The 21,255-nt window shown below is 60.3% G+C and carries 16 protein-coding genes; 6 read left to right on the top strand and 10 right to left on the bottom strand.

From position 1 onward, the window contains the following. Positions 1 to 14 precede the first annotated feature (14 nt). The 5 genes from O8B93_RS06920 to O8B93_RS06940 all read right to left on the bottom strand — a co-directional run bounded on the left by O8B93_RS06920 (position 15) and on the right by O8B93_RS06940 (position 5,452). The gene (locus O8B93_RS06920) at positions 15 to 866 is read right to left on the bottom strand and encodes a sugar phosphate isomerase/epimerase family protein (RefSeq protein ID WP_269709104.1); all 852 of its coding nucleotides are present in this window, start codon (positions 864 to 866) and stop codon (positions 15 to 17) included. A 1-nt stretch (position 867) separates the two neighbouring features. Beyond that, entirely contained in the window at positions 868 to 1,863 is a 996-nt protein-coding gene (locus O8B93_RS06925) for an ABC transporter permease (RefSeq protein WP_269709105.1), read from the bottom strand. Further along, positions 1,860 to 2,876 carry an ABC transporter permease gene (locus O8B93_RS06930; protein ID WP_269709106.1) on the bottom strand — a complete coding sequence of 339 codons (1,017 nt, stop codon included), beginning with the start codon at positions 2,874 to 2,876 and terminating at the stop codon, positions 1,860 to 1,862. The genes O8B93_RS06925 and O8B93_RS06930 overlap by 4 nt, the downstream gene beginning before the upstream one ends. Further along, the gene (locus O8B93_RS06935; RefSeq protein WP_269709107.1) at positions 2,869 to 4,359 is read right to left on the bottom strand and encodes a sugar ABC transporter ATP-binding protein; all 1,491 of its coding nucleotides are present in this window, start codon (positions 4,357 to 4,359) and stop codon (positions 2,869 to 2,871) included. The genes O8B93_RS06930 and O8B93_RS06935 overlap by 8 nt, the downstream gene beginning before the upstream one ends. 115 nt (positions 4,360 to 4,474) lie before the next feature. Beyond that, positions 4,475 to 5,452 (bottom strand): substrate-binding domain-containing protein, encoded by a 978-nt coding sequence (locus O8B93_RS06940; protein ID WP_269709108.1) that lies wholly within the window; start codon positions 5,450 to 5,452, stop codon positions 4,475 to 4,477. A 239-nt stretch (positions 5,453 to 5,691) separates the two neighbouring features. On the opposite strand from O8B93_RS06940, the gene O8B93_RS06945 reads away from it, so the two are divergent. The 5 genes from O8B93_RS06945 (at position 5,692) to O8B93_RS06965 (ending at position 12,344) form a co-directional block, all read left to right on the top strand. Beyond that, positions 5,692 to 6,771 carry a LacI family DNA-binding transcriptional regulator gene (locus O8B93_RS06945; RefSeq protein ID WP_269709109.1) on the top strand — a complete coding sequence of 360 codons (1,080 nt, stop codon included), beginning with the start codon at positions 5,692 to 5,694 and terminating at the stop codon, positions 6,769 to 6,771. Positions 6,772 to 6,868: 97 nt separating this feature from the next. Next, entirely contained in the window at positions 6,869 to 7,192 is a 324-nt protein-coding gene (locus O8B93_RS06950) for a tetratricopeptide repeat protein (RefSeq protein ID WP_269709110.1), read from the top strand. A gap of 123 nt (positions 7,193 to 7,315) precedes the next feature. Continuing rightward, positions 7,316 to 9,199, top strand: a complete 1,884-nt coding sequence (locus O8B93_RS06955) for a sigma-54-dependent Fis family transcriptional regulator (RefSeq protein ID WP_269709111.1) — start codon at positions 7,316 to 7,318, stop codon at positions 9,197 to 9,199. A gap of 156 nt (positions 9,200 to 9,355) precedes the next feature. Next, a complete protein-coding gene (locus O8B93_RS06960) occupies positions 9,356 to 10,429 on the top strand; it encodes a 2,3-butanediol dehydrogenase (RefSeq protein WP_269709112.1) in 1,074 nt (357 codons plus the stop codon). Between the two features lie 112 nt (positions 10,430 to 10,541). Further along, positions 10,542 to 12,344 carry an NAD(P)/FAD-dependent oxidoreductase gene (locus tag O8B93_RS06965; RefSeq protein WP_269709113.1) on the top strand — a complete coding sequence of 601 codons (1,803 nt, stop codon included), beginning with the start codon at positions 10,542 to 10,544 and terminating at the stop codon, positions 12,342 to 12,344. 57 nt (positions 12,345 to 12,401) lie between these two features. Here the strand turns inward: O8B93_RS06965 and O8B93_RS06970 are convergent, their stop codons facing one another. Beyond that, positions 12,402 to 12,821, bottom strand: coding sequence for a MarR family winged helix-turn-helix transcriptional regulator (locus tag O8B93_RS06970; protein WP_269709114.1), 420 nt, complete (start codon positions 12,819 to 12,821; stop codon positions 12,402 to 12,404). Positions 12,822 to 12,981: 160 nt separating this feature from the next. Here O8B93_RS06970 and O8B93_RS06975 point away from each other — a divergent pair, with 160 nt between their 5' ends. Continuing rightward, a complete protein-coding gene (locus O8B93_RS06975; RefSeq protein ID WP_269709115.1) occupies positions 12,982 to 14,808 on the top strand; it encodes a chloride channel protein in 1,827 nt (608 codons plus the stop codon). A gap of 53 nt (positions 14,809 to 14,861) precedes the next feature. Here O8B93_RS06975 and catB read toward each other — a convergent pair whose 3' ends face one another. The 4 genes from catB to O8B93_RS06995 form a co-directional block, all read right to left on the bottom strand. Further along, positions 14,862 to 15,491: a type B chloramphenicol O-acetyltransferase gene (gene catB, locus O8B93_RS06980; protein WP_269709116.1), complete on the bottom strand. Its 630-nt coding sequence runs from the start codon at positions 15,489 to 15,491 to the stop codon at positions 14,862 to 14,864. A 203-nt stretch (positions 15,492 to 15,694) separates the two neighbouring features. Beyond that, positions 15,695 to 15,877: a hypothetical protein gene (locus tag O8B93_RS06985; protein ID WP_269709117.1), complete on the bottom strand. Its 183-nt coding sequence runs from the start codon at positions 15,875 to 15,877 to the stop codon at positions 15,695 to 15,697. 202 nt (positions 15,878 to 16,079) lie between these two features. After that, a complete protein-coding gene (locus tag O8B93_RS06990) occupies positions 16,080 to 18,023 on the bottom strand; it encodes a methyl-accepting chemotaxis protein (RefSeq protein WP_269709118.1) in 1,944 nt (647 codons plus the stop codon). Positions 18,024 to 18,432: 409 nt separating this feature from the next. Beyond that, complete coding sequence (locus O8B93_RS06995) at positions 18,433 to 21,222, bottom strand: bifunctional aconitate hydratase 2/2-methylisocitrate dehydratase (protein WP_269709119.1); 2,790 nt, start codon at positions 21,220 to 21,222, stop codon at positions 18,433 to 18,435. Positions 21,223 to 21,255 lie beyond the last annotated feature (33 nt).

The following is a 21,255-nucleotide window of genomic DNA, read 5'->3' on the forward strand; positions in this document are numbered from 1 at the left end:
GGTGTCACGACCGGCTACTCGAAAATCCGGTACTGATTTGCCTTGTCGCGTAGAAAGGCCAGCCCCTTCTCCAGGGACTCCTCAGTGCTGGCCGCGACGGGCCGCCACGTCGAAATCGCGCCCGCCATCTCCACCGGCATCGCGGCAAAGCCCTCGAGCGCAAGGACGCCGTTGAACCTTATGGCCGCGAGCGCCGAAAACACCTCGTCCCAGGCGACGTTGCCGAAACCCGGCGTGCCGCGGTCGCTTTCCGACATATGCATATATTTCAGATGGTTGCGGGCAGCGATGATGCCATTGGCAATGCCCTTTTCTTCCATGTTCATATGGAAGGTATCGAGATGGATGAAGATATTGTCGGCACCGATGCGCTCCACCAGCGCCACCGCCTGTTCGGCGGAGTTGAGCAGATGGTTTTCGTAACGGTTGACGGTCTCGATGCCGAATTGCAGGCCGAACGTTTTTGCGTGGCCGGCGGCTTCGGAGAGCGCCCTTGTCAGATTGTCATATTCACCCTGCGTCGGCGGAAAACCGGTGCGCTCATTGGTTCCGCCATAGGTGACACCCGTCAGCGCCTTCGCCCCGATGGCAGCAGCCTTGTCGAGGGCGGCCTTGAGATGCTCGACAGCGGCTTGCGGACGGACAGAAGCCCAGGCCGGTTCCGGCAGCACGAGCGAACAGACAGCGCCGAGATCATGCCGCTCCAGCAGGCTGCGCGTGTGTTTCGCATCGACGGACGCGATATCGACAAGCGGGATTTCGATGAAATCCTGACCATAGCTAGCTGCACCGGCAATGGCGCGGGCGGCATTTTCATGGTCCCATTTCAGAGACCACATCATCGCGTGAACACCGAGGCCCTTCACGTCATACCTTCTTTCTGAGAGATGCGAAGTAACTGGAAAACAGGCCGCGTGCCGCCATGACGACGATCATCAGCACGCCCCACAGCGCGGTAGCCAGATGCTGGTTGGCGCCGAGAAGATTGAGACCCGACGACAGGAGCTGCAGCACGATGAGCGCGACGAAGACGGGTAGCACCCGGCCGAAACCGCCGAACGGATTGATGCCGCCGAGAAAGGCCGCCAGCACCGTGATCAGCAGGTAGGATTCCCCATGGCCGACGCGGACGGAGTTGAAACGGGCCAGCATGATGATGCCGGCGACTGCGCACATCAGACCCGAAAGCGTATAAACGAGCACCTGGATCTTGCGGGTGTTGAGACCGGAATAACGTGCAGCCTCAATGTTCGAGCCGATCATCAACAGCCCGAAGCCGAGCTTGGTGCGCGTCAACAGCACATGCCAGACGCCGACGCAGACGATGAAAATCAGAAGCGGGATCGGCAGGCCGAGAAGCGTACCATGACCGAGCGGCGCCATATAGGCTGGGAAACCGGAGACATCGCCGCCGCGGGTGAGAAACTCGCCCAGCCCGCGCAGGAAGATCATCATCGACAGCGTCACCAGAATGGGGTGCGCGCGGGTGTAGGCGATCGCCGCTCCCGTCATCGCCCCGGCGGCTCCGCCGGTGACAAGTGCGGCAAGGCATGCGAGCAGGAAAGCGCTCGGCGGCGCATCCACCCCGCCATGGGCCTGCAGCACCCAGGCTGCGGCGAGGCCCGACAGATTGGCGGCGAAGGTGACGGACAGGTTGATCCCGCCCGTCAGCAGCGGCAGCAGCATCGCCAGTGTCAGCAGGCCAAGCTCCGGCAGCTGGAAAGCGACCGAACCGAATGTCGCTGGTGACAGGAAGTTGTCCGCAACGGTTCCGAAGATGAGCATGACGGCGATGAGGGCAATCACCGGGCCTGCCATGTCGGCCCCGAAAATCGCGTTGAATTTCTTGATGACGCTGTTCATCGCTGGGCGCTCCCCTTTTGCGCGGATGTGCGAAGCGCACTCGGCAGAAGCTTGTCGAACCGGGTGGAAGACAGCGTGATGGCGACGAGAATGATGGCGCCGACGATCATCTTGAAGGCAAAGGGAGAAACACCCATCAGGTTAAGGCCGTTCTGGGTAATCGACACCATCAGCACGCCAAGCACGCAGCCGATGACAGAGCCCTTGCCGCCGCCAAGCCGCGCACCGCCAAGCACGGTGGCAGCAAGCACATCCAGCTCGCGGCCATAAAGCGCGTTCGGCACCACCTCCTGCGCATAATGCGCCTGCATGAGCCCGGCAATGCCCGCCATCAGGCCAAGCCAGCCGAAGGAAATATAATGCATGGCGCCGATATTGATGCCGAAGCGGCGTGCGCCCTCGGGGTTGTCACCGAAGGCATAAAGCTTGCGCCCGACGGTGGTGCGCGAAATCATGAACCAGGTGGCGACGCAGCAGAGGATCATGACGACGACCGGCAGCGTCAGCTCGACCCAGGAACCATCGGGCATTTCGCGCTCGTAAAACACCACACGCGTCGAGAGCCATTCCGGCAGATCGTAGATCGACACGCCCTTGGTGAAGAACATCAACAGCCCGAAGAAGATGTTGAAGGTGGAGATGGTTGCGACGATGGAAATGATATTGAGCCGCCAGACGAGGAAGGCGTTGACGAAGCCGAGGCTGAGGCCAACGGCGCCGGCGATGATGAAACCCTCCGCCCAGTTGCCGCCGCCGAGCGCATTGAGCACCAGCACCGTCACATATTGCACGACGGAGGCCGCGACAGCGAACGAGATGTCGATGCCGCCGGAGATCAGAACGACGAGCAGGCCGACCGCGAAGATGATGTTGACCGCCGAGACATTCAGCACATCGAAGGCGTTGGATATCGTGAGGAAACGGTCGGTGGCGAAAGAAAGCCCCGTGCAGAGCAGCACCATGACGACAAGCAGGGTGAATTCGGTCGTATGTCCGAGGATGAGCCTACGCATAGATGGCGGCCTCCAGTTCGGTCAGCGACAGGCGTCGCGGATCATAGGTGGCGTGGAAGCGGCCTTCGACCATGTGGATGACCCTGTCTGTGTTGAAATAGACCTCCGGCGCTTCGTCGGAGATGACGATGATCGACAGGCCTTCTGCCGCGAGCTTGCGGACGATTTCGAAGATGCCGGCGCGGGCACCGACATCGACACCCACGGTCGGCGCATCGAGGATGAGGATTTTCGGCCCGATCGCCAGCCATTTGGCAATCGCGACACGCTGCTGGTTGCCGCCTGAGAGCGTGCGGATCGGATCTTCCGGCAGGCCGATCTTCACCCCGAGCGCTGAAATCCAGCGGGAAACGACATCCGCCTTTTTCGATGGCGAGATGAGACCGCCGCTCAGCAACTTGTCGAGCGAGGCCATGACGAGATTGTCGGCAATGGATTGCGGCTGGTTCAGGCCCAGCGAGAGCCGGTCTTCGGAGAGATAGGCAACACCCGCCCGGATCGCGTCCCGGTTGGAATGGAAATCCACCGTCTTTCCATCGATGAGGATTTCGCCCGATTGCGGCCGGTGCATGCCGAACAGCGTCAAAGCCAGCTCCGTGCGCCCGGCCCCGAGCAGGCCGGTGATCCCGAGCGTTTCTCCGCGCCGCAGATCGAAGGAAACATCCTCGAACTCCCCCGCCCGGCTCAGGCCGCGCACGGAAAGAACGACGGGCTTGTCGTCGTGATCGGCGGCAATGACGGCGCTATCGAAGTTGCGGCCGGTCATCAACTCGGTCACGCGCGACTGGGTCATGCCTTCGACCGGGAAGACACCAACGAGCGATCCATCCCGCAAAACGGTGATGCGATCCGATATCTCAAGCACTTCCGCCAGACGATGCGAAACGAACACGACAGCGACACCTGACGCTGAGAGGTTGCGGACGATGTCGATCAGATAATCCGTCTCCGACTGAGTCAGCGATGCGGTGGGTTCATCCATGAAAACGAGACGGGCTTCGCCGACCAGCGCGCGGGCAATGGCCACGATCTGGCGCTGGGCAATCGGCAATTCCTTGAGCGGCCTGTCGAGATCGAACGAGACACCGAGCCGCGCCAGAGCTTTTTCGGCGGCTTTCTCGATTGCGCGCTTGTCGACCAGCCCAAATCTGCCGTTCACCGCATATTGGAAACCGATATTTTCGGCCACCGTCATTTCATCGAACAGCGCCAGATCCTGCCAGATCACCTGGATGCCAAGCGATTGCGCCAGCGTCGGGGTCATCGCGGTGATGGACTTGCCATCGAAATAGAGCTCGGCATCGCTTTGCGGCGTGTAGACCCCGGTAATAACCTTGATCAGGGTGCTTTTGCCGCAGCCGTTTTCGCCGGCAAGGCAATGCACTTCCCCCGGATTGACCTCGAAGGAAACGCCCTTCAAGGCGCGCACGCCGCCAAAGGTGACCTTGACATTCTTGAGGGACAGGAGCGGTTCTGCGCTCATGATAGCGTATCTCTCCTTTCGCCGCGAAAGCATCGCAGACGTGGCGCTCGGCATATTTCGGTTGGACGTCGCGCGGGCGATGTGTCCCGCGCGACGCCTTCGGCCTTGGGGAGGATCAGAGGCCCATGGAAACGAGCTTGTCGATGCTTTCCTTGTCGATCTTCAAAAGCTGATCGACGACGATGGTGTTACCCTCGGGATTGATGGTGCCGAGGCCTTCGATAGTGTCGCCGGCCTTGGGCGTCTCGCCCTTGGCGATACGGTCGGCGAGCGTGATGAAGACCTCTCCGGCCTGCTTCGGGTTCCACATGAAGCCACCTGTCAGCGCGCCAGATTTGATCAGCTTGGCACCCTGCCCCGGCGAAAACGGGCCGATGACGAAGACCTTGCCATCCTTGCGCCGCTCTTCGACGGCACGTCCGGCGCCGATCGGCCCCTGCGAACCGAAGGCAAGGAAACCCTTGAGGTCGGCATTGGCCGACATCAGGTCAAGCGCGGTCGAACGGCTCTTGTCGAGGTCTTCCGCAACCCCGTAGCGGTCGCCGACCAGTTTCATATCAGGGTAGTTGGCCTTGATATAGGCGATGGCGGCATCGGCCCAGGCATTGTGAAGCGGAACGGTGAGCGAACCGACGAAAACGGCATAAGAACCCTTGCCGCCCATCTTTTCCGCCAACAGCTTGCCATGTGCTTCACCGAAGCCCTTGGCAGACGCCAGCTCGAAATCCCAATCGGCGCCGAGCTGTTCCGGGGATTCATGGGTGATGACCTTGATGCCGGCGGCCTGGGCTTTTTTCAGCACGGGTTCCAGCACCTTCGCATCATTCGGCACGACACCGATGAAATCGACCTTCTGGGCGATCAGGTCTTCGATCGCGCGCACCTGCAGGGCCGGGTCGGCACTGGTGGGGCCGACCATGAAGCCGTCGACGCCGAGCTTCTTGCTCTGCTCCTTGATGCCGGCCTCCATGGCGTTGAACCACGGAATGCCGCCGATCTTGACGACGACGCCCACCTTCGGCCCTTCGGCAAAGGCTGCGGATGAGAGCAACGCCAGCGACAGACCAACCGCCGCAGCAATAATTTTCTTCATTGATGTTCCTCCTCAAAAATTCGGCAAACGAAATCCGCCCGCAGCCCGTTTTTCCCGGACGCGTTCAAAATCTCTCATCTCGCTTATTCGAGACTCTCCCTTGCCACTCCCACAGCAACCATCATGCACAATCGATATTGCCAAGTTGCACAATCGATGGTGCAATAACCATAACATGAAGCGCCCTTCCGTCAAGGGGATGCGTGCTCTAATAATCGGAATCAGTTGGGGAGATCACAGTGACGGGCATAAGTTCAAAAAAAGCCACCATTTATGACTTGTCGATATTATCAGGCGCTTCCGCCTCGACGGTCAGTGCGGTGTTGAACGGATCATGGCGCAAGCGGCGCATCTCGGAAGAAACCGCAGACAAGATACTCTCGCTCGCCAAGGCTCAGCGCTACACCACCAACCTGCAGGCGCGCGGCCTCAGAAGTTCGAAATCCGGCCTCGTCGGGCTTCTGGTGCCGGTTTATGACAACCGGTTCTTTTCATCGATGGCGCAAACCTTCGAGGGGCAAGCCCGCAAACGTGGCCTGTCGCCCATGGTGGTTTCCGGGCGACGCGACCCCGAGGAAGAACGACGCACCGTCGAGACGCTGATTGCCTATTCGATCGATGCCCTGTTCATCGCCGGCGTGACCGATCCCGATGGCGTTCACCAGGTCTGCGCGCGCGCGGCCCTTCCGCATGTGAACATCGACCTGCCCGGCAAGTTTGCGTCCTCCGTCATCTCCGACAACCGGCACGGTGCGGAAATTTTGACAGCGGCGATCCTTACCCATGCGGCAAAAGGCGGCCCGCTCGGTCCTGACGATGTCATCCTGTTCGGTGGCCATGACGACCACGCCAGCCGCGAGCGTATTGATGGTTTTCATGCCGCGAAAGCCGATTATTTCGGCGTTGAGGGCGGTGACGATATCGAAATCACCGGCTATTCGCCGCATATGACGGAACTGGCTTTCGAACGGTTCTTTGCCCGCCGAGGCCGCCTTCCCCGCTGTTTCTTCGTCAATTCATCGATCAATTTCGAGGGGTTGCTGCGTTTCATGGGGCGCCATGACGGCGAAGCATTCGGTGATATCGTCGTCGGTTGCTTCGACTATGATCCTTTCGCGTCTTTTCTTCCTTTCCCCGTCTACATGATCAAACCCGATATTGCGCAGATGCTGGAAAGAGGGTTCGATCTCTTGGAAGAAAACCGGGCAGAGCCCGAAGTCACCATCATCGAACCGCAACTCATCCCGCCACGAACAGCCCTTAAGGGGCCGCTGGACGACATATGGGACCCGGTTGCATTGCGCCGTATGGCAAAGTGAAACGCCTGCACGAAAGTGCCGAAATCTTCGCTTGACCTCAACCGCGCTTGAGGTCGTACCGACTTGCAACAGGCATCACCATTGCAACGGAATAACGATGATTGAAAAGCTCATAAAGGTCCTGGAAAGCGGAAGGGATAGCGCAGTCCTGCGCTTTTCCATCGCGAGGGCGCTGATGGAAGCGCGGCAATTCGAGGACGCCGCACACCATCTGCGGGAAGCAATCCGGCAGAATCCCGACTATTCGGCGGTGTGGGCGGAGCTCGGCGAATGCCGAGCGCGGTTGGGAGACCATGACGGTGCCGCAACGGCCTGGGTGGAAGGCGTGGCAGTGGCCATCCGGCGGGGTGACATTCAGGCGAAAAGACAGATGGAAGTCCGGTTGCGACGTTTGCAGACGCGCAGCCTGAGTGTTGGTTGACGGCGGTGGACGTTCAGTCGATCCCATCTGCCAAAAAATCGCCGGAAGATTAGCCAGGTTTCATAAAACTGGTTATGATCGCCGGAAAAATCACGGGAGGCGGCTGTCGAGAGCCGGTGGTTTATGGGTTTTTCCGATCATATCAAGGAAATCGAGACCGTCGGTCAGGGCAGGAATACCGGCCGGGATGCGGTGGTGCTGGAATCCTGGCGGCGTTGCCTCGACACCTACCAGCTTGATCCAACCAAGGCGCGCGAAGCTGTGATCGTTTCCGAGACACGTCTTCGCGAACATCGCCAGCACGCGGAAGACCTCGTGCACATCGCCCGCTCCGGCCTGGAACGGCTTTACCGACAGGTGGCCGAGCAGAATTACGTCCTCCTTCTTTCCGATCGGCAGGGCGTGACGGTCGAGTTCCTGGGCGATCCCTCCTTCAACAATAATCTGCGCAAGGCCGGGCTTTATCTGGGCTCGGAATGGTCGGAACCCCGCGCCGGCACCTGTGCCGTCGGTGCCTGCATTGCAACCGGCGAGCCGCTCACCATCCACCAGACCGATCATTTCGATGTGACGCACACGCCGCTCTCCTGCACCGCAGCGCCGATCTACGATACGCAGGGCGCGCTGACGGCGGTACTCGATATTTCGCTGCTCAGCTCACCGATCCTGAAAACGAGCCAGAACATGGCCCGCCATTTGGTCTCTTCCACCGTGCGGAGGATCGAGCTTGCCAATCTGATGGCCAGCAGCCGGCATGACCTCGTTCTGCGCTTTGCGGGTGCGCCCGAATTTCTGGATGTCGACCCGGAAGCGGCCCTGTCGGTCGACGGTTCCGGCCGCATCACGGGCATGACGCACGCCGCAGCCCGCCTTCTCGCCGCATCGCGGGGGCTCGACTGGCGCATGCCCGAGCGTCTTCTCGGACAGCGGGTGGAAGAGTTTTTCGAAGCCGGTTTCGATGAGCTTGCCTCCCTCACCCGCTCCAGCCTGCCGCAGGACAGGCGCATCGTCGTCAGGGACGGGACCGTGCTTTATGCGCACGCGATCGAACCGCAGCAGCGCAGGTCGAGCGTTCCGCTTGCCCACTCAAGACCGCAGCCGGTGATGGAGAGGATCGGCGGTGACGGCCCGGCGGTTCGAATTCTCAGGCGGAAGGTGGAAAAACTCGCGCCCGCAAGACTGCCGATCCTGCTGCAGGGCCAGACCGGCACCGGCAAGGAACACCTCGCACGCATCATTCACGATGCCAGCGGCGTTTCCGGCCGCTTCGTCGCCGTCAATTGCGCCGCCATTCCCGAACAGCTGATCGAAAGCGAGCTGTTCGGTTATCTGCCGGGCGCCTTCACTGGCGCTCTCGCAAAGGGGCGCAAAGGGCTGGTGGAAGAGGCGCAGGGCGGAACGCTTTTCCTTGACGAAATCGGTGACATGCCGTTTGCGGCGCAGAGCCGGCTTTTGCGCGTTCTGGCGGAAGGCGAGGTTCTGCCTGTCGGTGGCTCCACCCCGCAGAAGGTGGATTTCAGGGTGATTTCGGCATCTCATCGTCCCCTGAACGACATGGTGCGAACAGGTGCATTCCGCGAAGATCTCTACTATCGGCTGAACGCGGCGGTCCTGACGCTGCCGTCACTCAGCGAGCGCGACGATTTTCCGTGGCTTCTCGACAGGATACTCGAAAAACACGGCATGCCCGGCCGGCCGCTGACGCTCTCCAACGCTGCCCGGCTGACGATCCTGCACCACCGCTGGCCGGGCAATATCCGCGAGCTGGACAATGCGATCGCCTTTGCAGCCGCCCTTTGCGACGACGGGCTGATTACAGTGGAGGACCTTCCGGAACAGCTCACCGCCGCATCCTCCATCCCTATGATCGACAGCCGCGGCACCGATCTTCGCGCATTGCTGGCCGCCTGTAACGGCAATATTTCCGAAGCCGCCCGCCGGCTCGGTGTTGACCGCACGACTCTCCATCGCCGCATGCGGCGCCTCGGCATCGGAAAACCTCACTGAAGATGAGGCATATGCCACAGCTGTAGCGCCACAGCTGTGGCAGGTCGCAAAACAGGCCTTCCCCAAAACTCAGCGATTTCAGGCCTTCGGTGGAGAAAGCCGTCCTGGCATGGGCATTGCACCTTCTCTGGCATCAAGTGCCATCGAGGAGAAAACATGCGCGCGCTCAGATTTCATGCAGCCAGGGATTTGCGGATCGAAGACATTGCCGAGCCGAAACGGCCTGGCCCGGGACAGGTCCTCGTCCGCAACCGTTTCGTCGGCATCTGCGGTACCGATCTGCATGAATATAGCTACGGCCCGATCTTCATTCCCACCGAACCGCATCCTTTTACCGGCGCCCGTGGCCCACAGATTCTGGGCCACGAATTCGGCGGCGTGGTTGAGGCGATCGGCGACGGTGTGACCTCCGTCAACGTCGGCGACCGCGTCTCCATCCAGCCGCTCATCATGCCGCGATCCGGCGATTATTTCGCTGATCGTGGCCTTTTCCATCTCAGCACGCAGCTGGCACTGGTCGGCCTCAGCTGGGATGGCGGCGGCATGGCGGAAGCAGCACTTGTCAACGACTATAACGTCCAGAAAATTCCGGACGAGATGACCGACGAAGAGGCGGCGCTGGTGGAACCCGCGGCCGTTGCCGTTTATGCCTGTGATCGCGGCGGCGTCACCGCCGGTAACAGCGTTCTGGTCACGGGTGCCGGCCCGATCGGCATGTTGACGCTTCTGGCGGCCCGCGCCGCCGGCGCTACCCAGCTTTTTGTCTCCGATCTGAATGATACCCGCCTCGAGCTTGCCCGCAACGTCATCCCTGATGTCATCACCATCAACCCCAAGCGCGATAATGTCGGTGATGTCGTCCGCTCGGCAACCGAAGGCAAGGTCGGCTGCGACGTGGCGATCGAATGCGTGGGTAATGAACATGCGCTCAAGGCCTGCGTTGACGCCGTGCGCAAGCAGGGCGTCGTCGTGCAAACCGGGCTGCATCCGCATGAAAACCCGATCGACTGGTTCCAGGTGACGTTCCGTGATCTGGAGATCAAGGGCTCCTGGGCCTATCCAACCCATTATTGGCCGCGCGTCATCCGGCTCATTGCCTCCGGCCTGCTGCCGGCGACGAAGATCGTCACCAAACGCATCACGCTCGATACGGCAGTGACCGAGGGCTTCGATGCCCTGCTCGACCCCGCCGGCACGCATCTGAAAATCCTGATCGATCTTTCGAAATAGGCTTTTCGCCTGCGCCTGCCGGGAAGAGGAGCCCGGCAGGCGCAGGCATTGGCTTTCGGAGCGGCGACACCGCCGCTCCGCCATCAGACCAAGCACCATGGAGGAGATGAATATGCTTGATGTCAGTCCCGCCACCAAAATCGACACGGTTCTTTCGAAGCTCGGCAATGCGCTTGAAGCCGGCGACATAGACGCCGCCGTCAACCTGTTTCAGGCCGATTGTTACTGGCGCGATCTCGTGACCTTCACCTGGAACCTGAAGACGCTGGAGGGCCGCGAACAGATCCACGACATGCTGGCCAGCCAGCTCGCCGCTATCAAGCCCTCCGGCTTCGTGCAGGATGTCAAGGAGCAGGCCTCTGAAGGCGGCGGCGTCACCGAAGGCTGGTTCGAGTTCGAGACTGGCGTCGCCCGTGGTTACGGCCATATCCGCCTGAAGGACGGGCTGATCTGGACCTTGCTCACCACCATGAGCGAACTGAAAGGCCACGAGGAACCAAAGGGCATTCGCCGGCCGATGGGCGCGGAACACGGCCACGATCGCAGCCGCCGGACCTGGAAGGAAAAACGTGAGGCCGAGGCCGCGGAACTCGGTTATGCGGAGCAGCCCTATGTCGTCATCATCGGCGGCGGACAGGGCGGCATCGCGCTTGGCGCGCGCCTTCGCCAGCTCGGTGTGCCGACGATCATCATCGAAAAGAACGAGCGGCCCGGCGACAGCTGGCGCAAGCGCTATAAATCGCTCTGCCTGCATGACCCGGTCTGGTACGACCACCTGCCCTATATTCCTTTCCCGGAAAACTGGCCGGTCTTCACACCCAAGGACAAGGTGGGCGACTGGCTGGAAATGTACACCAGGGTCATGGAGCTGAATTACTGGGGCTCCACCACCTGCAAATCGGCGCAATATGACGAGACGACCGGCGAATGGACGGTGGTTGTCGATCGTGCCGGAAAGGAAGTCGTGCTGCGACCGAAACAGCTGGTGCTGGCAACCGGCATGTCCGGCAAGGCCAATGTACCGAAATTCCCCGGGCAGGATGTCTTCAAGGGCGAACAGCAGCATTCCTCGCAACATCCCGGCCCGGACGCCTATGCCGGCAAAAAGGTCGTGGTGATCGGCTCCAACAACTCGGCGCATGATATCTGCGCGGCGCTCTGGGAAGTGGGTGCTGATGTCACCATGCTGCAGCGTTCCTCTACCCACATCGTCAAATCGGACTCACTGATGGAGATCGGCCTCGGCGATCTCTATTCCGAACGCGCGGTTGCAAACGGCATGACCACGCGCAAGGCCGACCTCATCTTCGCCTCCCTGCCCTACAGGATCATGCATGAATTCCAGGTTCCGATTTACAACCGGATCCGCGAACAGGATGCCGATTTTTATGCGGCACTGGAGAAGGCCGGTTTCATGCTCGACTTCGGCGATGACGAGTCCGGTCTTTTCATGAAATATCTGCGCCGCGGCTCGGGTTATTACATCGATGTCGGCGCCTGCGATCTGGTGATCGACGGCTCGATCAAGCTGAAATCCGGCGTGGACGTCTCACATCTCACCGAAAATGCGGTGGTGCTGAAGGACGGCAAGGAACTGCCCGCCGATCTGGTGGTCTATGCCACCGGTTACGGCTCGATGAACGGCTGGGCGGCGGACCTCATTTCGCGCGAGGTGGCGGACAAGGTCGGCAAATGCTGGGGCCTCGGCTCCGACACGACAAAGGATCCCGGCCCGTGGAAGGGCGAGCAGCGCAACATGTGGAAGCCGACCCGGCAGGACGCCCTGTGGTTCCACGGCGGCAACCTGCATCAGTCTCGCCATTATTCGCAATATCTGTCGCTTCAGCTCAAAGCCAGACAGGCGGGGCTTAAGACACCCGTCTATGGGCTGCAGAAGCCGCATCATCTGTCCTGATCATGCTCCGGGGCGCCGGTCGAACCGGCGCCCTCGATGGCAAGCTTATCTTTCTCTCTAAGCGTTCTTCACGTTTCCAAGCTCGCTCAGTATGGCGATCAGTTGCGGCGCCATTTCGCGGATTTCCGTCAGGTGGATGGCGCTCAGATGCGCCATTGCCTGTTCGGCCTTTTCCGTCAGCTGCAATGTCTGGCGGCGCCGGTCCGATGGGTCTGCTTCGCGCGTGATGAAACCGCCACTCAACAGACGCCCGGCGAGTTCCGTTGCGGAATGCGGCGCGATCAGCAACCGCTCCGCAAGAAGCCCGACCGTCATGACCTCACCCTGCGGCAGCCCCTTGATGGCGAGCAGCGCCTGGTGCTGCTGTGGCGGCACGCCGGCGGCCTGCGCGGCCGAGGTGCTAAAATCCATGAATTTCTTGAGGGTATGGCGAAAGACGGCAAGCGCCTCATACTCCGACTGGGTGGGTAATGTCATATTTCGCAAGCCCTTATGCTGGTCGCCTCTCATTGCTCTTTAGCCCGGCTGTCCGCGAATGAACATCGCAGGATATTTGACGGATCACAAACCGGTTGATTTATATCGTATTACGACATATTTGTCGCGCCACTGTTTTCGTGCACGCAAGGATACGCCGTTGACCCAACCCTCTTCGTCTCCCAGATCAAACCAATTCGGCACCGGTTTTCCACGGCGGCAGGCTGGAGATTTCACGACGGACAAACGCGTGCTGCTGCTGATCGTCATGGCGGCCATCGTCGGCTCGTTAGGCGCCCTTGCCGCCCGGCTTCTCGTCAGCCTCATCCAGCTTGTCACCAACATCGTCTGGCTTGGCCGCTTCAGCACGCAGGATGTCAGTTTCGCGGAGATACATCCTTCCCTGTGGATGGTCGCGGCACCGGTTCTCGGCGGGATCGTCATTGGCCTGATGGCCCGTTTCGGCTCGGAAAAAATCCGCGGGCACGGCATTCCGGAAGCGATCGAGGCCATCCTCATCGGCGGCAGCCGCATGTCGCCGAAAGTGGCGCTGTTGAAGCCGCTTTCCTCGGCCATTTCAATCGGCAGCGGCGGCCCTTTCGGCGCCGAAGGCCCGATCATCATGACGGGTGGCGCGATCGGTTCTCTCTTCGCCCAATGTTTCCACATGAGCAGCGCGGAACGCAAAACCCTGCTCGTGGCCGGGGCCGCCGCCGGCATGACGGCGATCTTCGGTTCGCCGATCGCCGCGGTCATGCTGGCCGTCGAACTGCTGCTGTTCGAATGGAAGCCCAGAAGCTTCATACCGGTCGCAGTCGCCGCGGCGGTTGCCATCAGCTGGCGGCCGTTCTTCTTCGGCGCGGGCCCCCTGTTTCCCGCGAATTTCGGTTATGACCTGCCGTGGTGGGGGATTGCACCCTGCATATTGATTGGCGTGCTCGCCGGATTGCAGTCCGGGCTGATGACCATATTGCTCTACAAGATCGAAGACCTGTTCGAAAAACTTCCGATCCACTGGATGTGGTGGCCCGCTCTCGGCGGTCTCGCCGTCGGCCTCGGCGGCCTGATGGAGCCGAGGGCGCTCGGCGTCGGTTACGACATCGTTGCCGACCTCCTCAACAACAATCTCGCCATGCAGGCCGTCGTCACCATTCTGCTGGTCAAGTCCGGAATATGGCTCATCGCCCTGTCATCGGGCACATCCGGCGGCGTGCTGGCGCCGCTCCTCATTCTGGGTGGATCGTTGGGCTATGTAACCGGAACGTTCCTGCCTGGCGAACCCGCTCTCTGGGGATTGCTTGGCATGGCGGCGATGATGGGCGGAACCATGCGCGCGCCGCTGACCGGGATTTTCTTCGCAATCGAAATCACCGGTGATCTCAGCACCGCGATCCCGCTCATGATAGCCACGGTGGCCGCATATTCCGTCACCGTCCTCCTCATGCGGCGCTCGATCCTGACGGAAAAGATCGCCAGGCGCGGCCAGCACATCACGCGCGAATATGCGATCGATTCCTTCGAACTGACCCGGGCCTCTGAGATCATGATCCGCAGGGTCGACACCCTTCCCGCCGCGATGACGGTATCGGAGGCGATTTCATTTTTCACCGCTTCACAGGAGACGCACCGGACATATCCGGTCGTGCAGCCTGAGGGAAAGCTGGTGGGGCTTGTATCGCGGGCAGACATCCTCTCCTGGCAACAGGAGCCGCCAAATGAGGAAGAGACGCTGGCCGACAAGCTCGCTGATCGTGAGGTCCCGGTGGGGCATGAAGACGACCAGGTCGGTTTGATCGCTGACCTGATGCTGAGCGCCGATACCGGCAGGATCGCCATTGTCGACAGGTCTTCGAACAGTCTCGTCGGTCTTGTCACACGCAAGGACTTGCTTCATCTGCGCCGGGCGCAACAGAGGTCGGAGTTGGAGCGGCAACCCTTCATCCGGTCGGCAACGGCAAACCGCGGCCTGCCGGCAACCTCGCCCTGACAGAGTGATGGACGCCGGCCCGCCCTGTTTGGACGGGCCGGCAATCTTTACCGCTAGAGGCTATCGGACCGCCAGAAACGATAGAGCTCCGCGACATTGCCGCTGGTCATGAGCGGCATCGCGGCTTTTAGCCGCTCCGCCGGCCAGTCCCACCATTTCATCTCGAGCAGCAGGGCGACGCTATCGTCGTCAAACCGCTTGCGGATCGTTTTTGCGGGGTTGCCGCCGACGATGGCGTAGGGTTCGACGTCCTTTGTCACCAGTGCCCGCGTTCCGATCACCGCGCCATCACCGATGGTAATGCCGGGCATGATGATCGCTTCCGAACCGATCCACACATCGTTGCCGATCACCGTGTCGCCCGCCGGCAGATAACCGTTGGCGGCATTCTCGAATTCCGGCACCTCCGGCATGAAGAAGAACGGGAAGGTGCTGATCCATTCGTTGCGATGGCCCTGATTGCCCGCCATGATGAGGGCGGCGCCCGAACCGATCGAGCAGAAGCTTCCGATCACCAGCCTGTCCGCGCCCTCATCCGGCAGCAGATACCGAGCGCAATCCTCGAAACTGTGGCCGTGATAATAGCCGGAATAATAGCTGTATTTTCCGACCACGAGGTTCGGGCTCTTCACCTGCTTGTCGAGCGTCATGCCCCGGAACGGGCTTTCGAAATAGTTTTCCATTGAAATAGTCTCACTGCATCTGTTCGCATTCGCTTGCCTTCAGGCAAGCACAAGCCTGGCGCAAAACCGACCGGTTTTGCGCCAGATGCTCCTCGCGCTCAGGCGGGAGCTAGATGCAGGTGATACTCGAGGCTTTAATCATGGCTCTTGGTTAGCGCAAAATGGGCCAAAGGCCAAGCGCTGGCACATGACGACTTCAAGCCTCACGACGCTATGGCCAGAATGATCGCGATCACGATCAGCATCGGCCCCATCCATTTGAAGTGACGCGCCACCCACGGCTGGTATGCGGGGTTTTTAGACAGGGCCAGATAACCAAACCCCACCAGCGTCATCCACAGGCCCGCACAGAACATGATGAATTCATCGATATAGGCCGCGATCATGGCTCCCCCTGAGGCGCATTGCAGACAGTTGCGATGAACCTAGCGGGCGTGAACGCAAAAGGCAAAGAACGGGGGCGGCCCAGGGCCGACGCAGGTAAAACGCAGACCGGAGATCAGAGCCCAAACCCTGATCCCCGGTGTCCATGTTTGAAGCGATGCCCTCACCGCCCCGCCGGATGCAAGGGCTGAAAGCGATTGAGGATCAGAATTCCTCCCAGTTGTCCGCTGCGGTATTCAACGCGGCATTGCCGGAAAACGCAGCCCTGATTCTTCCACCGAGAGCGCGGGCGGGCGAAGCGGCCGGCCTGTCGGCCGCCGATGCCGTGCGCATGGGTGCAGAGGTTTCCGCATAACCGGATTCAGAGAGCTTGAACTGCGCAATCAGCCGGTTGAGCGACGATGCCTCGCGGGCGAGGCCGTGGCTTGCCGCCGTGCTTTCTTCCACCATGGCGGCGTTCTTCTGGGTGTCCTGATCCATCTGGTTCACAGCCGTATTGATCTGCTGCAGGCCGGAGGATTGCTCCTGAGCCGATTCTGAGATGGCGGCAACGTGCCGGTTGATTTCCTGCACTTCCGTCACGATCAGTTCCAGCGCCTTGCCGGTCTCACCAACCAGCTGCACGCCCTGCTGAACCTGCCCGTTCGACGTCGTGATCAGGTTCTTGATCTCCTTGGCCGCATTGGCCGAACGCTGCGCCAGTTCGCGAACCTCCTGCGCGACAACGGCAAAGCCCTTGCCCGCATCGCCCGCACGGGCCGCTTCCACGCCGGCATTCAGCGCCAGAAGGTTGGTCTGGAAGGCGATCTCGTCAATGACGCCGATAATGTTGGAAATCTCATTGGCGGAGGTCGCGATCTGCTCCATTGCGGAGACGGCTTTCTGAACCACTTCTCCGGATTTTTCCGCACCGATTTTCGCGCGGCCAACGAGGTGGCCGGCTTCCTGGGCCCGCTTGGTGGAGTCCTTCACCGTCGTGGTGATTTCTTCCAGAGCCGCAGCCGTTTCTTCAACCGCCGCAGCCTGCTGCTCCGTGCGTCTGGCCAGATCGTCCGCGGCCGATCTGATTTCGTTGGCGCCGGCATCGATACCGCGTGCATTCTGCGCCACCTGGGTCAGCGTCGATTGCAGCTGTTCCGCAGCCCTGTTGAAGTCGCCGCGAATACCGTCAAGGCTCACCACGAAAGGCTGGGCAATGCGGTAGGTCACGTCACCTTCAGCGATCCTGGACAGCGCCGTGGCGAGATTGTTGACGGCGAACTGAACGTCGGCGGCTTCCTGCGCCTTCTGTCTTTCGCGTTCGATCCGATCCTTTTCGGACATGGACCGGTTAGCTTCGGTTTCATTCTCCAGCCGCACGCGCGCGATGGCGTTCTCGCGGAAGGCCTGGACGGTGGCGGCCATCTGGCCGACTTCATCCCGGCGGTCCATGCCGTCGATCTCGCTTGCGGTATCACCGGCGGCGAGTGCTTCCATGCGGGCGCGAAGCCGCGCAATCGGCGTGGTAATGCCGCGCGACGAGACAAACAGACCAAGTGCGATCAGGGCGATAGACACCAGTGCGAGGGTGATGAGACCCGTCCAGATCGTCGTGTTGGTGCTAGCAGTCAAACGCTCCCTGCCGTCATTCATGACCTGGATGAGCTGCTCGTTACCCGCACTGATCTTCGGCGAGACCTCGGTTATTTTCCTGAGAACGTTGAGCGCCATCTGCTGCGCTTCGGCCTGCTTTCCGGCCTGCATCAGGGTGATGACCTGGTTGCCGATCTCCTCGACCTCGACAACACCCTTGAGGATGTCGCGGGCGGCATCCGTGCGTGCCGGCACCAGCTCCATGATCTTGTTCTGGCGCTCTTCGAGCTGCTTGCGATCCGCCCTGAAGGTTTTGACCGCGGCTTCGAAATCGCTGCTCGCCGGATCGTTAAGGCTGGCGCGCAGCATCTGCATGCCGAGCGCATTGAGATTGCCGCTGGTTCTGGCGTTTAGCACCGCAGCAAGGGCCTCATGGCCGATGAAATCGCTATAGACGGTATCGGTGCTCTTATATTGCAGGCTGACATAGCTTATTCCGGAAAGCGACATCAGGCTCATCAACGAGATGACAAAAACGACCTTCGTTTTTATCTTGGTATTCTTCAGGAAAGACATGAATGGCCTCAAGGCAAGCGCTCTCCCGCCGCCCATAAGGCAGGCCGGGGAACCAGATGATGAAACATCGCGGGTAGCTGTTGCCCCTCCTCATAGGGCGACAAGCGGATGCCTTCTGAACCGCCGCCGGGGCAATTCAAGGGTAGCTCTGCTTGTTCTACCGGCTCCGGATCAACCCTTGGAACCTGCGTATTTTAGATTTCACAAAATCACTAAATGAAGTGTTACCCGAGCCATGCAAGTGCTGACAATTCGGCATGCAAAACGCATTTTTGCCGTTACAGCAAATTATAAAAAATCATCTCCACGCAAATGAAAACGCAGCGGAAATCACTTTCCGCTGCGTTCACTCATGTAATGCCGGTCGGCTGGACCGCATTCGCAGGCTGGAGCCTGCGAAACCCGATGCTTAGTAGTGCACCGATTGGGAATCGATCGGCGTCGTCTTCGGCGGGGCGAACTTCGTCAGGTCGATCCCTTCGACGGCAGAGCGATACTCTTCAATGCTCGGCGTGCGGCCAAGAATTGCAGAGAGCACCACGACCGGGGTGGAAGCCAAAAGCGATTCACCCTTCTTGTCGGCACTGTCTTCCACGACACGGCCCTGGAAGAGACGGGTCGAGGTTGCGAGAACCGTATCGCCCTTTGCCGCCTTCTCCTGGTTGCCCATGCAGAGGTTGCAGCCAGGACGCTCCAGATAGAGGATGTTTTCGTATTCGGTGCGGTTCGAGGTCTTCGGGTTGACGTCATCGAATTCGAAGCCGGAATATTTCTGCAGGATTTCCCAATCCCCTTCCGCCTTCAGCTCATCGATGATGTTGTAGGTCGGTGCGGCAACGACGAGCGGCGCCTTGAACTCCACCTTGCCTTCGGTCTTTTCCATGTTGCGCAGCATCTGCGCAACGATCTTCACGTCGCCCTTGTGCACCATGCAGGAGCCGACGAAACCGAGATCGACCTTCTTGTTTGCGCCATAATAGGAAACAGGACGGATCGTGTCATGCGTGTAGCGTCTGGAGACGTCGTTGTTGTTGACGTCAGGATCGGCGATCATCGGCTCATTGATGACGTCGAGATCAACGACAACTTCAGCGAAATATTTCGCGTTGGCGTCCGGCTTCAGAGCCGGCTTTTCGCCCGAGCGGATTTCAGCAATACGCTGATCCGCCTTGTCAATCAGGCCCTTGAGCGTCTGGGCGGCATTGTCCATGCCCTTGTCGATCATGATCTGGATGCGCGACTTGGCGATTTCGAGCGACTCGATCAGCGTCTCATCCTCGGAAATGCAGATCGACGCCTTGGCCTTCATTTCGGCCGTCCAGTCGGTGAAGGTGAAGGCCTGGTCGGCGAGCAGCGTGCCGATGTGGACTTCGATGATGCGGCCCTGGAAGACGTTGTCGCCGTGCTGCTGAAGCATCTGCGCCTGGGTGGCATGCACCACGTCGCGGAAGTCCATGTAAGGCTGCATCGTGCCCTTGAAGGTAACCTTGACCGATTGCGGGATCGGCATGGTCGCTTCGCCCGTTGCCAGTGCCAGCGCAACGGTGCCGGAGTCAGCACCGAAGGCCACGCCCTTGGACATGCGGGTATGGCTGTCGCCGCCGATGATGATCGCCCGATCGTCCACGGTAATGTCGTTCAGCACCTTGTGGATCACGTCCGTCATCGAATGATAGACGCCCTTCGGGTCACGGCCGGTGATGACGCCGAAATTGTGCATGAAGGACATGAGCTTCGGCGTGTTGGCCTGCGCCTTCTTGTCCCACACGGAAGCGGTGTGGCAGCCCGACTGATAGGCGCCGTCAACCAGCGGCGAAATGACGGTGGCCGCCATCGCTTCCAGTTCCTGCGCGGTCATCAGACCGGTCGTATCCTGCGAACCGACGATGTTGACCTTGACGCGCACGTCCGAGCCGGCATGCAGCACCTTGCCGGGGGTGACGCCGACGGCATTGCGGTTGAAGATCTTCTCGACGGCGGTGAGGCCCTGGCCATCGATCGAAATTTCCTTGTTCGGTGCAAAGACCGGGGTCGCCTCGACGCCGAGCGTCTGAGCCGCGAATGTCTGGAGCTTCTTGCCGAAGACGATGGCATAGGAGCTGCCGGCCTTCATGAATTCCATCTTCTGCGGTGTGAAGGAAGAAGCGAGGTCCACCAGTTCGGTGCCGGCTTCGTCCCGCAGCTTGCGGTTCTTGGCGTCGATTTTCAGAACGGTGCCGGTTTCGACCGAATATTTCTGCTCGAGGATCGGATTGCCGTCATTGTTGAGGATCGGCTTGCCGTCTTCACCGAGCTTCTTCACCCAGTTTTTCAGGTTGACGCCGATACCGCCCGTCACATCGACGGTGGTGGCGAAAATCGGCGAAATGCCATTGGTGCCGGCGACGATCGGCGCGTAGTTGACGAAGGGCACATAGGGGCTGGCCTGCTTGCCGGTCCACAGCGCCACGTTGTTGACGCCCGACATGCGCGACGAGCCGACGCCCATCGTGCCCTTTTCGGCGATCAACATCACCCGCTTGTCGGGGTGCTGCTGCTGCAGCGCGACGATTTCCGCCTGCGCTTCCGGCGAGATCATACACTGGCCGTGCAACTGACGGTCGGAGCGCGAATGCGCCTGGTTGCCGGGCGACAAAAGGTCGGTGGAAATATCGCCTTCGGCGGCGATGAAGGTGACGACCTTGATCTCGTCATCGACATCAGGAAGCTTGGTGAAGAACTCGGCCTTTGCGTAGCTTTCCAGAACGTCCTTGGCGATGGCGCTGCCTGCCTTGTAGGCGTCGCGCAGGCGGAACATGTCGGCGTCGTAAAGGAAGACCTGGGTCTTCAGCACGTCACCCGCCTTGACAGCGATCGCGGCATCGTTGCCGAGCGCGACATCAAGCAGCACCTTGATCGACGGGCCGCCCTTCATGTGCGACAGCAGTTCCAGAGCGAAGGAAGGCGTGATCTCCGGCACAAGCATTTCACCGAGGATGATCTGCTTCAGGAAGGCAGCCTTGACGCCGGCAGCACTCGTGGTGCCCGGCAGGGTGTTGTAGATGAAGAACTTCAGCGCATCGGCGCGGTATTCGCTGCCGGCATCCTTGATGAGCTCGATGATCTCGGCCGTCAGCGCACCGTCATCAATGGGTTTGGGTGCGAGACCCAGTGTTTCTCTGCTTTTGATTTCAGCCAGGTAATCCAGGTAAAGGTTCATCGCAATCCCAACGTCATGGTGTCTATGGAGCCG

This window comes from Martinezella rhizogenes, from assembly GCF_027460065.1.
GTDB lineage: Bacteria > Pseudomonadota > Alphaproteobacteria > Rhizobiales > Rhizobiaceae > Agrobacterium > Agrobacterium rhizogenes_C.

Coding starts and splice junctions, on each gene's coding strand:
- O8B93_RS06925 (WP_269709105.1), bottom strand. CDS start 1,863: ATGAACAGCGTCATCAAGAAATTCAACGCGATTTTCGGGGCCGACATG.
- O8B93_RS06930 (WP_269709106.1), bottom strand. CDS start 2,876: ATGCGTAGGCTCATCCTCGGACATACGACCGAATTCACCCTGCTTGTC.
- O8B93_RS06935 (WP_269709107.1), bottom strand. CDS start 4,359: ATGAGCGCAGAACCGCTCCTGTCCCTCAAGAATGTCAAGGTCACCTTT.
- O8B93_RS06940 (WP_269709108.1), bottom strand. CDS start 5,452: ATGAAGAAAATTATTGCTGCGGCGGTTGGTCTGTCGCTGGCGTTGCTC.
- O8B93_RS06950 (WP_269709110.1), top strand. CDS start 6,869: ATGATTGAAAAGCTCATAAAGGTCCTGGAAAGCGGAAGGGATAGCGCA.
- O8B93_RS06955 (WP_269709111.1), top strand. CDS start 7,316: ATGGGTTTTTCCGATCATATCAAGGAAATCGAGACCGTCGGTCAGGGC.
- O8B93_RS06960 (WP_269709112.1), top strand. CDS start 9,356: ATGCGCGCGCTCAGATTTCATGCAGCCAGGGATTTGCGGATCGAAGAC.
- O8B93_RS06965 (WP_269709113.1), top strand. CDS start 10,542: ATGCTTGATGTCAGTCCCGCCACCAAAATCGACACGGTTCTTTCGAAG.
- O8B93_RS06970 (WP_269709114.1), bottom strand. CDS start 12,821: ATGACATTACCCACCCAGTCGGAGTATGAGGCGCTTGCCGTCTTTCGC.
- catB (WP_269709116.1), bottom strand. CDS start 15,491: ATGGAAAACTATTTCGAAAGCCCGTTCCGGGGCATGACGCTCGACAAG.
- O8B93_RS06985 (WP_269709117.1), bottom strand. CDS start 15,877: ATGATCGCGGCCTATATCGATGAATTCATCATGTTCTGTGCGGGCCTG.
- O8B93_RS06990 (WP_269709118.1), bottom strand. CDS start 18,023: ATGTCTTTCCTGAAGAATACCAAGATAAAAACGAAGGTCGTTTTTGTC.
- O8B93_RS06995 (WP_269709119.1), bottom strand. CDS start 21,222: ATGAACCTTTACCTGGATTACCTGGCTGAAATCAAAAGCAGAGAAACA.